The organism is Dactylosporangium sp. NPDC000244 (assembly GCF_040300725.1).
Lineage (GTDB): Bacteria > Actinomycetota > Actinomycetes > Mycobacteriales > Micromonosporaceae > Dactylosporangium.
Window position 1 is genome coordinate 134,930 of the sequence record NZ_JBEPEH010000014.1, and the last position, 11,730, is coordinate 146,659.

13 protein-coding genes are annotated in these 11,730 nt (G+C 75.6%); 5 read left to right on the forward strand and 8 right to left on the reverse strand.

Annotated elements, in window-relative coordinates; genetic code table 11:
* The first annotated feature begins 8 nt into the window (after window positions 1-8).
* From ABT369_RS21295 to ABT369_RS21315, 5 genes are read left to right on the forward strand one after another with little or no spacing between them, the layout of a single operon-like run.
* A complete protein-coding gene (locus ABT369_RS21295; protein WP_350614199.1) occupies window positions 9-359 on the forward strand; it encodes a DUF6916 family protein in 351 nt (116 codons plus the stop codon).
* A complete protein-coding gene (locus ABT369_RS21300; RefSeq protein ID WP_350614200.1) occupies window positions 356-832 on the forward strand; it encodes a GNAT family N-acetyltransferase in 477 nt (158 codons plus the stop codon). Before ABT369_RS21295 ends, ABT369_RS21300 begins: the two co-directional genes overlap by 4 nt.
* The gene (locus ABT369_RS21305; protein WP_350614201.1) at window positions 829-1,347 is read left to right on the forward strand and encodes a phage tail protein; all 519 of its coding nucleotides are present in this window, start codon (window positions 829-831) and stop codon (window positions 1,345-1,347) included. Before ABT369_RS21300 ends, ABT369_RS21305 begins: the two co-directional genes overlap by 4 nt.
* A gap of 9 nt (window positions 1,348-1,356) precedes the next feature.
* The gene (locus ABT369_RS21310) at window positions 1,357-1,848 is read left to right on the forward strand and encodes a phage tail protein (RefSeq protein ID WP_350614203.1); all 492 of its coding nucleotides are present in this window, start codon (window positions 1,357-1,359) and stop codon (window positions 1,846-1,848) included.
* 12 nt (window positions 1,849-1,860) lie between these two features.
* Window positions 1,861-2,391: a phage tail protein gene (locus ABT369_RS21315; RefSeq protein WP_350614204.1), complete on the forward strand. Its 531-nt coding sequence runs from the start codon at window positions 1,861-1,863 to the stop codon at window positions 2,389-2,391.
* A 13-nt stretch (window positions 2,392-2,404) separates the two neighbouring features.
* On the opposite strand, the gene ABT369_RS21320 is transcribed toward ABT369_RS21315, so the two are convergent.
* The 8 genes from ABT369_RS21320 to ABT369_RS21355 are packed head-to-tail and all read right to left on the reverse strand — an operon-like array spanning window position 2,405 to window position 11,715.
* The gene (locus tag ABT369_RS21320) at window positions 2,405-3,088 is read right to left on the reverse strand and encodes a GOLPH3/VPS74 family protein (protein WP_350614205.1); all 684 of its coding nucleotides are present in this window, start codon (window positions 3,086-3,088) and stop codon (window positions 2,405-2,407) included.
* Window positions 3,089-3,120: 32 nt separating this feature from the next.
* The gene (locus ABT369_RS21325; protein ID WP_350614207.1) at window positions 3,121-4,398 is read right to left on the reverse strand and encodes a sensor histidine kinase; all 1,278 of its coding nucleotides are present in this window, start codon (window positions 4,396-4,398) and stop codon (window positions 3,121-3,123) included.
* On the reverse strand, window positions 4,395-5,057 hold the full coding sequence (locus tag ABT369_RS21330) for a response regulator transcription factor (RefSeq protein ID WP_350614208.1): 663 nt from the start codon (window positions 5,055-5,057) through the stop codon (window positions 4,395-4,397). Before ABT369_RS21330 ends, ABT369_RS21325 begins: the two co-directional genes overlap by 4 nt.
* Before the next feature lie 27 nt (window positions 5,058-5,084).
* Complete coding sequence (locus ABT369_RS21335; protein ID WP_350614209.1) at window positions 5,085-6,356, reverse strand: cation:proton antiporter; 1,272 nt, start codon at window positions 6,354-6,356, stop codon at window positions 5,085-5,087.
* Window positions 6,353-7,684, reverse strand: coding sequence for a cytochrome P450 (locus ABT369_RS21340; protein WP_350614210.1), 1,332 nt, complete (start codon window positions 7,682-7,684; stop codon window positions 6,353-6,355). Before ABT369_RS21340 ends, ABT369_RS21335 begins: the two co-directional genes overlap by 4 nt.
* The gene (locus ABT369_RS21345) at window positions 7,681-8,706 is read right to left on the reverse strand and encodes an alpha-hydroxy acid oxidase (RefSeq protein ID WP_350614212.1); all 1,026 of its coding nucleotides are present in this window, start codon (window positions 8,704-8,706) and stop codon (window positions 7,681-7,683) included. The genes ABT369_RS21340 and ABT369_RS21345 overlap by 4 nt, the downstream gene beginning before the upstream one ends.
* Complete coding sequence (locus ABT369_RS21350; RefSeq protein ID WP_350614213.1) at window positions 8,696-10,231, reverse strand: NAD(P)-binding domain-containing protein; 1,536 nt, start codon at window positions 10,229-10,231, stop codon at window positions 8,696-8,698. Before ABT369_RS21350 ends, ABT369_RS21345 begins: the two co-directional genes overlap by 11 nt.
* 5 nt (window positions 10,232-10,236) lie before the next feature.
* On the reverse strand, window positions 10,237-11,715 hold the full coding sequence (locus tag ABT369_RS21355) for an aromatic amino acid ammonia-lyase (protein ID WP_350614214.1): 1,479 nt from the start codon (window positions 11,713-11,715) through the stop codon (window positions 10,237-10,239).
* Window positions 11,716-11,730 lie beyond the last annotated feature (15 nt).

An 11,730-nucleotide genomic window follows, 5' to 3' on the forward strand; every position in this document is an offset into this window, starting at 1 on the left:
GGTGTGCGATGGTGTCCCGCCGAGAGACGCTCATGGCCGGAGCCGGTGCGGTCGCCGGGATCGCGCTCGTGGCCCGGGCGACGGTGCCGCCGCTGAGCCGCTCCCGGTTCGCGCCGCTGGCCGGGGCCGCGTTCGAGCTCGAGGCGCTCGACGGCTCGGGCGCGCGGCACGCCGTGACGCTCGCGAGCGTGCCCGGGACCGAGCGGTCCTTCGCGCTGCGCTTCGCCACGGGTGCCGCCGTGGGCGACGGGCTGTATCGGGTACACCATCCGGATCTGGCGCCCGTGGACCTCTTCGTCGCGCCCGTCGGCCCCGGCCCGGGCCTGCTCGAGGCGGTCGTCAACCGCGAGGCCGCATGAGCCCGGTCGCGGTGCGGCCGGCCACGGACGCGGACGCCCCGTTCCTGCTCGGGGTCTACGCGGCGAGCCGGGCCGAGGAGGTCGCCGCGTTCGGCTGGGACCCCGCGCAGACCGCCGCGTTCCTGGCCATGCAGTTCGACGCGCAGCGCCGGCACTTCCGCTCGGCCTGGCCCCGGGCCGTCGACGGCGTCGTCGAGGCCGCCGGGGAGCCGGTCGGGCGGCTGTACGTCGACCGGGGCCCGGCGGCGTTCACCGTGCTCGACGTCGCGCTGCTGGCCGGCGCGCGGGGCACCGGCATCGGCACGGCGCTGCTGCGCGGGCTGCAGGCCGAGGCGGCCGCGCTCGACCGGCCGATCGAGCTGCGGGTGGTGCCCGAGAACCCGGCCCGGCGGCTGTACGAGCGCCTCGGCTTCCGCCCCGGCGCCCGCAACGCCGGAGACGGGCCGCGACTCGCGCTGCGGTGGGCCGCATGAGCGACATGTTCGTGGGCGAGATCCGCATGTTCGCGGGCGGCTACGCCCCCAGTGGCTGGCTGGAGTGCGCCGGGCAGCTGCTCGCCATCGCCGACTACGAGCTGCTGTTCAACCTCATCGGGACCACCTTCGGCGGCGACGGGCAGACCACGTTCGCGCTGCCCGACCTGCGCGGGCGCGCCCCGATCCACCAGGGCACCGGGCCGGGGCTCAGCCCGCGCGTCCCCGGCCAGGCCGGCGGGGCGGAGGCGGTCACGCTCACCGTCGCCAACCTGCCTGCGCACGGTCACCAGCCGGTCGCGGCCTCCGCGAGCGGCACTACCGACAGCCCCGCGGGCGCGGTCTGGGCCACCATGCCCGACACGCCCTACGCGGCCGCCCCGGCGAGCCGGGTGCCGATGCACGGCGCCGCGCTCACGACCGCCGGCGGCGGGCAGCCGCACGAGAACCGCGCGCCGTACCTGACGATCCGGTACATCATCGCGCTCAACGGCATCTACCCGTCACCGACCTAGGAGCGCCGCATGACCGAGCAGTTCCTCGGCGAGATCCGCCTCTGCTCCTTCCCCTTCGCGCCGAAGAACTGGGCGCTGTGCAACGGGCAGCTGCTGACGATCGCGCAGAACCCCGCGCTGTTCTCGCTGCTGGGCACCGCCTACGGCGGCAACGGCACGAGCACCTTCGCCCTGCCGGACCTGCGCGGCCGCCGGGCCGTGCACACCGGGCAGTCCTTCACGCTCGGCTCGGCCGGCGGCGTGGAGACGGTCACGCTGGCGTCCGCGCAGATGCCGGTGCACGCGCACGTCCCGCAGGCCGCCGCGACGGGCACCGGCAACGCGCCCACGAGCAACGTGTGGGCGCCGCTGCCGGGCGGCTACGCGCCGGCCGCGGACTCGGCCCTGGACACCGCGTGCGTGGCGCAGGCCGGTGGCGGCTCGGCCCACGAGAACATGCCGCCCTTCCTGACCCTGAACTTCGTGATCGCGCTGACGGGCCTCTTCCCGTCCCGGCCCTGAGGCTGCGTTTCGATGTCGGACCCTTTCCTCGGCGAGATCCGCATGTGGGCGGGCAGCTTCGCGCCGGTCGGCTGGGCGCTGTGCAGCGGCCAGCTCGTGCCGATCTCCCAGAACCCCGCGCTGTTCTCGCTGCTCGGCGTCGCCTACGGCGGCAACGGCACGACGACGTTCGCGCTGCCGGACCTGCAGGGCGCGACGCCGATCTCGCTCGGGCAGGGCCCGGGGCTGTCCCAGTACGACCTGGGCGACACCGGCGGCACCACGACCGTGACCCTGGCCTCGAGCGAGCTGCCCCAGCACACCCACACGGCCCAGGCGGCGGCGGTGCGCGGCGACCGCAACAGCCCGGCCGGGGCGACCTGGGCGCAGGCGTACCTGGGCCGCGTGCTGGACCGCAGCTACGCGACGGCCCCGGACGGCACGGCGATGGCGGCGGGGGCGCTGACGCCGGCGGGCGGCGGGCAGCCGCACGAGAACCTGCCGCCGTACCTCACCCTGACGTTCATCATCGCGCTGCAGGGCATCTTCCCGCCGCGCCCGTGAGCGACCGGGGCGGTCAGCCCTTGGCGGTGCCCAGGGCGGTCTGGATGGCCTTGACGAGGACCGCGACCACCAGGGCGACCGACGGGCGGATCGAGGACTCCTCCATGCTCACCGTCCCGGTGAAGCCGGCGTGGTCGGAGATCTTCTCCAGCTGCGCGTGCGCCGCCCGCACGTCCTCGCCGGTCAGGCCCAGGGCCGGCTCCATGCGCACGGCCGCGACCAGGGTCGCCAGGGCCGCGGTGCGCTCGTCGGGCTGGTCGTCGCCGATCAGGGCGAGGCTCAGCCGGTCGCGCACGTCGGCCTCGACCGAGGGGTCGATCGTCGGGTACCGATGCAGGTGGATGTAACCGTCAGCGGTCGTCTCGTCGACGTCGCAGATGATGTTGCGGGCGCACAGGTCGCTCAGCACGCGGTCGCGCAGGCCGTGGCGGAGCCGCTGCAGCCAGGAGGCCGGGGAGTGCGGGGTGTCGGCCGCGACGCGGGTCAGGACCTCGTCGGCGATCGCCTCGCCCGTCGGCGCGGGGTTGGTCACCGCCAGGGTGCCGCCGACGTATGCGATCCGGCCCGCCAGCGCCAGCTCGACCAGCACGGCGGCGGCCATGCCCAGGTCGAGGCCGATGGTCGAACCGGTCGCCCGGCCCGACTCGTCGTCGTAGGCGAGCAGGAGTAATTCCTCGGCCAACGCTACTGAACCCATGCCTCGGGACGTTAGCGCGTGCCCGCCAGGGGTCAAGCCCCCGGCGCGCGACCCGCGGGAGCCGGGTCACCGCGACGACGCCAGCGAGGCCGGGCGATCCGGCGACCCAGCGTAGGCATCGGCAGACGCACCGTGAAGGAGGCCCCGTGGCCGGGGACGCTGGACGCCGTGATGGTGCCGCCGTGGCCGGTCACGACCTCGCGGAGCAGGGCCAGGCCGAGGCCGTGGCGGCGCTCCCCCGCCCCGGGGCCGCGGTGGAACCGGTCGAAGATGCGCTCGGCGTCGGCCGGGTCGAAGCCCGCGCCGGTGTCCCGGACGGTCACCTCGGCGAGGTTCCCGTGACCGCCGGCGCGACGGACGGTCACCGCGATGCGGCCGCCGGGCGGCAGGTGGGCGAGGGCGTTGGCCAGCAGCTCGCTCAGCACCCGGCGCAGGGCGGACTCGATGCCGGAGACGAGCAGCGGGCCGCCGGGGGTCGTGACGGTGATGCTCTGGCCGCGCTCGGCGGCCAGGTCCGACTCGGCCGCGACCGCATCGGTCGCGAGGGCGGCGAGGTCGACCGGCTCCACGGCGGGCAGGCCGTCCGGGGCCGCGGCGAGGCGGGCCGACAGCAGCAGCTCGTCGACGATCTCCCCGAGGCGGCGGGTCGAGGCCACCAGCCGCACGAGGTCGCGGGAGGCGGAGCCGCGGCGGGCCAGCAGCTGGGCGCGGGTGTGGACCTGGGCGATCGGGGTGCGCAGCTCGTGGCTGGCGTCGGCGACGAACCGGCGCTGCCGGGCCAGGGCGTCGACCAGCGGGGCGACCGCGTGCCGGCCGACGAGCACGCCGGTGAGGACCGCGGCCAGCAGGCCGGCCAGGGCCGCCAGGGTGAACGCGAACAGCAGGTGCCGGCGGTCGGAGAGCTGGAAGCGGGCGTCGAAGGCGACCTGCACGACGCGGTCGCCGCGGCGCTCGGTGTGCACGTAGTAGCTGGTGCCGTCGCGGGTCAGGCGGGAGTCGCGGGGATGGCCGGTCGCGGCGGCCAGCTCGGCGTCGGCGCGCACCGGCAGGCCGGGCGGGGGCGGGGTGTTGGCGCCGAGGAAGGCGCCGTGCTCGTACCAGAAGACCCAGCTGCAGGCGGGCGGGCCGGGGACGGTGCCGTTGGCCGCGCCCCAGGCGAGCTCCCGCCGGATCTGGGCCTCCTGGCCGCGGACCAGCACGAGGTAGGAGATCCCGCCCGCCAGGGCCAGCAGCGCGGTGATCGCCAGCCCGACCCCGAGGCCGAGGCGCAGCCGCGCGCGGCGGACGAGGACCTCCTCCGCGTCGTTCACAGCGTGCCCAGGCGGTATCCGAGCCCGTGTACTGTGCGGACCACCGGGCGGCCGAGCTTGCGGCGCAGGTAGTAGACGTAGGTGTCGACGATCGACGCGGCCGCGGCCTCGTCGAAGACCAGCCGCCGCAGCTCCGCGCGCGAGTGCACGGCCCGCGCCCGCGACGCCAGCACGCGCAGCAGCTCGAACTCGCGCGCGGAAAGGGCGACCCGGGTGCCGTCGGACAGCACGGCGTCGCGGGCCACGAGGTCGAGCCGCCCACCGCCGACCCGCAGCGACCCGGCCGGCGCCGGCGTGCGCCGGACCAGGGCGCGGATGCGCGCGCTGAGCTCGTCGAGGTCGAACGGCTTGACCAGGTAGTCGTCGGCGCCCGCGTCGAGGCCGGCGACCCGGTCGCCGACGGTGCCGAGCGCCGTGAGCATGAGCGCGCGGGCCGGCACCGAGCGGGAGCGCAGCCGGGCGACCAGGTCGAGCCCGTCGAGCGCGGGCAGCAGCCGGTCGATGACCATGACGTCGTAGGGCCGGGTGAGGCCTAAGTGGAGCCCGCGCTGGCCGTCGTGCGCCCGGTCGACGACGTAGCCCTCGCCGACCAGCGTCTCGGTCACCATCTCACTGAGCTCCTCGTCGTCCTCGACGACCAGGAGCCGCGGGGGTTCCACGGCACGCACACCATGACAATCTCACCCTCAAGGGGCGACCGGGGAGTGATGGTTGTCTCTTTCCGGAAGGCTTGCGGAAACCGTGGACCGGCGATCGATCCAGGTCAGCAGCGGTGTGGTCATGATCGTGGTGACGAGGGCGACGAGCACCAGGACGGTGAACAGCGACGGGCCGACGATGCCGGCCTCCAGTCCCACGTTGAGCGCGATGAGCTGCATCAGCCCGCGGGCGTTCATGAGCGCGCCGATGCGCAGCGCCACCGCGCCGGGCTCGCCCCGCAGCCGGGCCGCCGCCCAGCAGGCGCCGAACTTGCCGGCGACGGCGAGCACCACGCAGGCGACCGCGAACAGCAGCACCGAGGGGTCGCCGAGCAGCCCGAACTCGGTCCGCAGGCCGGAGAAGGTGAAGAACAGGGGCAGGAAGACGACGGAGGCGATCGGGGTGAGCGTCTCGACGACCTTGTCGGCGTGTGCGGTGTGCGGCATGACCACGCCGGCCGCGAAGGCGCCGAAGACGGCGTAGAGGCCGATCACGTCGGTGTACCAGGCCACGAGGAACAGCAGCGCGACCGTGCCCAGCAGCCGCCCCCGCTCGCCGAGGCGGTCGCCGGCCATCAGGGCGGTGCCGGCGCGCCGTCCGCCGAGCCACAGCGCCAGCGCGAAGACGGCCGCGCCGCCGCCGGTGACGATCACCGGGCCGGGCTCGCCCGAGGCGGCGGCGAGCACGACCGCCAGCATGATCCACGCCGCCATGTCGTCCAGCGCCCCGCTGGCCAGGGCGAGCGAGCCGTGCCGGGTGCCGGCCAGCCCCCGCTCGGTGATGATCCGGGCGAGCATCGGGAACGCGGTGATGGCCAGCGCGACGCCGACGAAGGCGGCCGTGACGCCCAGCGGCGTGCCCGCCTTGCGCACCGGGGCGAGCCCGTCGGTGAGCACGACCAGCAGCACGCCGAGCACGAGCGGCGCGGTCACCCCGGCCACCGAGACCGCGGCGGCCGTCCCGGCGACGCGCGTGATGCGATGGCCGGTGAAGGCGTACCCGGCCTGGAACATGAACAGCACGAGGCCGACCTGGCCCACGACGTACAGCACCGGCAGCAGCGGCGCCGGGAACAGCCGGTGCTCCACGCCCGGCAGCAGCAGGCCGAGCAGCGACGGGCCCAGCAGGACCCCGGCGAGCATCTCGCTGACCACGGCCGGCTGCCCGGCCTTGCCCAGCAGCCAGGCCACGCCCTTGCAGAAGACCAGGATCGCCGCCACGGCCAGGAAGAAGGCGGGTGCGAGCTCGGTGGGCGTCACGGGCGGGCCTCCTCGAAGTAGGTGCTGCAGAGCCGCTGACGACGGGCGTCGAGGACCATGTACGTCCCGCAGGCCAGCTGCGTCAGCGCGCGCCCCGCCCCCGCCCAGCGGTCGCGGAACGCCTGCGCGGCGAGCCGGAGCCGGCCCGGGGCGCGGACCCCGGCGGGCGTGAGGTAGGCGGGTCCGCGGCTCGGCAGCGAGCGCGTGTGCGCCGCGGCCGAGGTGAGGATGTAGCGGCGCAGCACCTCGCGGGTGGCGGCGCGCAGCATCACGGGGGCGGCGCCGCGGGCCGGGCAGGCGCGGTTGGCCACGACGCCGTAGGGGATGTAGTGCGCGTCCTGCTTCGTCACCCGCAGCCACCGGTCGGGGTCGAAGGCGTCGTCGGCGGCCGGCCCGGTGCGCTGGAAGGCGAGGTAGTTGAACAGCAGCACGGAGCCGGCGGGCAGCGTGACCCGCTCGTCGACGACGATCGGCGCGGAGGTGATGCGGTGCGCGATGCCGAACAGCGGGTGCACGCGCAGGGTCTCGTCCACAGCCCGGTCGAGCTCGGCGTCGTCGCCGGGGTCCGGGGCCCGGTGCGGGTGCCGGGCGATGCTGAGCAGCACGTGCGCCATCGCCTCGGACATCTGCACGACGGCGGTGTTGAAGAACGCGCCCTGCAGGTACCACGCCGTCTCCCGCGCGCTGAACCCGCCGGGCAGCACGACCGGGCAGGTGCCGTCCTCGACGCGGCCGAGCAGGTAGCTGGTGAGCCGGTCGCGGCGGCCGAGGTGGCGCAGGGAGGTGCCCTTGAGCGCGGTCACGACGTCGTCGGCGTTGGCCACGATGAGCTCCCGGGCCGCGGGCGGGCAGGGCTCGCCGAAGACCAGCTCGTAGTACACCTCGGCCCAGACCGGCATCATGAGGTCCCGCAGGCGCACGTGGGCGGTGCGGCCGGGCGGCAGCGCGTCGAGCCGGCGCCGGGTGGCCGCCGTGGCCAGCTCGTCGCAGCGCGCGTGCGGCACCGCGAGGACCCGGCGGGTGGTGCGGGCGACCTCCCGGTAGCGCTCCCCCGGCTCCAGGTGCTCCTGGTGCATCTGCGGGCCGGGCGCCAGCCAGTACCAGAACAGGTCGGAGAGGCCGGCGCCGCGGCTGCGCCCGTCCGCGGCCGGGTCGGCGTAGACGCGCTCGAAGTGCTCGGCGCCGACCAGCGGCCCCGGCACCGGGATGCCCTCCTCGCCGTTGACCCGCCGGAAGATCCACTCGCGGACGGCGACGACGGCCGCCGGCAGCCACCGGGGCACCGTCCACAGCGCGCCGGCGAGGACGGCGAGCAGGACCCAGCTCATCGGACGGCCACCAGGTCCGGCGTGCAGCCGGCCGGGGTGCGCGCGCCCACGAGCGCGAGGGCCCGGTCGAGGTCGTCGACGAGCAGGGCGAGCACCTGCCGGACACCCTCGGCCCCGCCGGCCGCGAGCCCCCACAGCACCGGCCGCCCGACGAGCACCGCGTCGGCCCCGAGCGCGAGCGCGGCCACCACGTCGGCCCCGCGCCGGACCCCGCCGTCGACGAGCACCGGCAGCCGCCCCCCGACGGCCTCGGCGACCGCCGGCAGCGCGTCGATGGCGGCGATCGCCCCGTCGAGCTGGCGGCCGCCGTGGTTGGACACCAGGAGCCCGCGGACGCCGTGCTCGACGGCGAGCTCGGCGTCGGCCGGGTGCAGGACGCCCTTGAGCAGGATCGGCAGCCCGGTGATCCCGCGCAGCCAGGCGATGCCCTCCCAGCCGAGCCCCGCGTCCATGGCGATGTCCCGCACCGCGCCGGTCTCGTCGCGCATGTTCTCGCAGGCCAGCCCGGGCGGCAGGTCGTGGAAGCGGTTGCGCTGGTCGCGCTCGCGCCGGCCGAACACGGGCGAGTCCACGGTCACCACGAGGGCCCGGCAGCCGGCCGCCTCGACGCGGCGCACGAGCGCGGCGGTGAACCCGCGGTCCGGCTGGAGGTACAGCTGAAACCACCACGGTCCCCCGGCCGCGGCGATCGCCTCGACGGGCGTGGTGGCGGCCATGCTGACGACCAGCACCGTGCCGGCGTCGGCGGTCCCGCGGGCGGTGGCGACCTCGCCGTCGGGGTGGGCCAGGCGGTGGAACGCGGTCGGGGCGACGAGGACCGGCGCGGCCAGCTCGGTGCCGAACAGGGTGGTGCGCAGGTCCCGCGGGCCGGTCGCACGCAGGACGCGCGGCAGGAGCCGGACGCGGTCGAACGCGCCGGTGTTGGCGCGCATGGTCCGCTCGTCCCCGGCGCCGCCCTCGAAGTAGTCCCAGTGCGCGGGTTCGAGCCGCTCCCGTGCCCGGGCCCTCAGGTCAGCGAACATCGAGCTGCCGGGCGACGAACTCCGCGAGGGGCCGCACGTGGACCTCCGGCCGGTCCCACCGGTTCTCGAGGTTCTCGGCGAGGTGGTGCACGGCCACGACCTCGCCGCCGCGCAGCACCCGCACGACCGGGTGCAGGTAGGCGGCGTCGTGCGCCTGCCCGGCGGTGTCCTGCGCGACGCGGCGCACGCTGATGTCGAACGGGTCGACCTTGTCGTGGTCGGGGCCGTACTCGAGCGTCGTGAGCAGCGCCAGCGGCGGGTCGCCGAGGCCGCCGTCGCGCACGTAGTCGACCGGGACCTCCTCGAGGTACGACACCTGCCCGTCCTCGACCGTCACGACGTCGGCGAGGAACCCGAACTGCTGCCACAGCGCGGAGGTCCGGTTGACCCGCCCGATGATCGCGTCGGCGATCGCCTCCGGGCCGGCCTTCAGCGGCGTCGCCGGCCACGGGGTGTCGTGGTGGCGCGCCTCCAGGATCCGGTGCAGGGCCCGCACCCCGTAGCGGAAGCCGTGGATGAACCCGTTGGTCCCCCGCTTGAAGTCGCGCTGCTGGGTGACGGTCCCGGCGAAGTAGAGCCCGGGCACGTTGACCGACTCGAACGCGGAGGTCTGCTCCGGGAAGCGGTCCCTGATGGTCAGGTGCGGCCGGGCCGACTCGTCGAAGATCGAGGCGTCGAAGCGGAAGCCGGTGCACGCGAGCACCCGGTCGTAGCGCAGCTCCTTCACCACCTCGTCGGCGCGGGAGAAGCTGAACGTGACCTTGTAGCCGTCCCCGTCCCGCTCGATGCGGCGCACGTGGCCGTCGAGGACCGCGTTGGCGGACTTGAGCTGGTAGGTGTCGAGGAAGTTGTTGTTGACCGCGCGCAGGTGCCCGACGTAGTGGGTGCGCCAGGCCAGGTGCACCGAGCTCGGGCCGGCCACGTGGATGACGGTGGTGGTCTCCATGAGCGCGTCGGCGGTCTCGAACGCGGAGTTGCCCTTGCCGATCACGAGCACCCGCTGGCCGGTGAAGCCGTCCGGGTCGACCGGCATGTCCGCGTAGTGCTCGGCCAGCTCGTAGCCCTCGATCGGCGGCTCGTAGGACCTGGACATCCCGGTGGCGACGACGACGTGGCGGGCCGCGATGCCGTCGACGTCGAAGAGGCCGTCGGCGAAGGCGACGCGCGAGACCCGGGTGTCGTAGCGGACCCGCAGGTCCAGGCGCGCGGCGAAGTCCGCCAGATACCGCAGGTAGTCGTCGGCCTGGGGGAAGTACCGCGGCGTGTAGCGGGTGAAGAGCAGCGAGGGGTCGTCGCTCAGCAGCGAGTTCCAGTCGAGGCGCAGGTTCAGCTCGGGGTCGTCGGTGCCGGTGCGCGGCTTGTTGATCGAGATCAGCTGCCGGTGCCGCGGGAACCGGGCGAAGAACGCGCCCGGCCGCCCGGCGCCCTCCAGCACCAGGTAGTCGCGGCGGCCCTCGGCCTGCAGCAGCGCGGCGAGCTGCAGCCCGGCCGGGCCGGCCCCGATGATCAGGTAGTCCAGCGTCACGACGGTCACCTTTCGAGCTCTTCGACGGCGTCGGCGGCCCGCCGCACGTCGTCCTCCAACGGCCGGTCCGGGTCGATCGGGGGCACCGCGGCCACGAGGGCGTCGAGCACCGCGGCGTTGCCGGGCGCGGTCGGGGGCCGGGCGCCGACGTACGCGGCCTGCCGCAGCCCGAGCGCGAGCGACCCGACGATGAGCCGCAGCAGCCGGGCCTGGTCGAGGGCCCGCAGCGCGGCCTGGTTGCCCAGCGGGATCACGTCCTGGTTGTGCAGGTTGGTCGGCAGGCTCTGCATGCTGGCGGGCATGGCGTCGCGGCGGATCTCGGCGATGAGCGCGGTCGAGGCGAGCTGGACGCCCTGCAGGCCGTGCTGCCGGCCGGGCCCGGCCGCGAGCATCGGCGGCAGGCCGGTGTTGCGGGCCGGGTCCACGAGCAGGTCGAGCTGGCGCTCGGCGAGGTTGCCGACCTGGGCCACGACCATCGAGAGCACGTCCGCGGCGAACGCGGCCGGCTGGCCGAAGAAGTTGCCGCCGTGCACCACGGCGTCGTCGTCCGGGAAGAACAGCGGGTTGTCGCTGATCCCGCCGAGGTCGGCGGCGACGACGCCGTCGGCGTAGGCGAGCGCGTCCTCGGCCGCGCCGAGCAGCTGCGGGGAGCAGCGCAGGCTGTAGGGCTCCTGCAGCGGGCGCTTCCCCGAGGGGGTCTGGCCCGCGGCGAACCCGCGCATCGCCGCGCCGACGGCGATCGCGCCCGGGTGGCCGTAGGAGCGCAGCAGCCGCTCGTCGAGGAACTGCGGGTCGCTGCCGAGCAGGTCGGCGAGCAGGCAGGTGAGCCGCTGCACGGCCCGGTGCGCGGCGCGGGTGCGCACGAGCGCGAGGGCGGTCGCGGCGGTGGTGAGCGACGTGCCGTTGACGAGCGCGAGGGCGTCGCGGCCGTCGAGCGGCAGCGGCTCCAGGCCGGCCCGGCGCAGCGCCTCGGCGGCCGGCATGCGCTCCCGGCCGGCGTAGGCGTGGCCGCGGCCACGCAGGGCCTGGGCGGCGGCTCCGAGCGGGATCAGGTCGCCGCTCGCGCCGACCGAGCCGTAGCGGGGCATCGCCGGCGCGAACGCCGAGCCCAGCATCGCGGCCAGGGCGTCGATGACGTGCGGGGAGACCCCGGACGCGCCGCGCGCGAGGGACCACGCCCGCACCAGCATCGTGGCCCGGGCGACGTGCGGGTCGATGTCGGGGCCGTGCCCGGCGCCGAGGTGGGCGAGGGTGTTGTCGGCCTGGTCGCGCAGGTCGGCGCGGCCCGCGTAGCCCACGAGCGCGCCGAAGCCGGTGGTGGCGCCGTAGACCGCGCGGTCGTCGCCGAGCACCTTGGACAGGAAGGCGCGGCCGGCCGCCACCCGGTCCCGCACCGCCGCCCCGGCCGTGACCCGGATCGGGTCGCGGGCGGCGAGCAGGTCCGCGATCCGCAGCGGCGCCGCGAGGTCAACCTCAGCCGTCATGGGAGGCGACGCTAG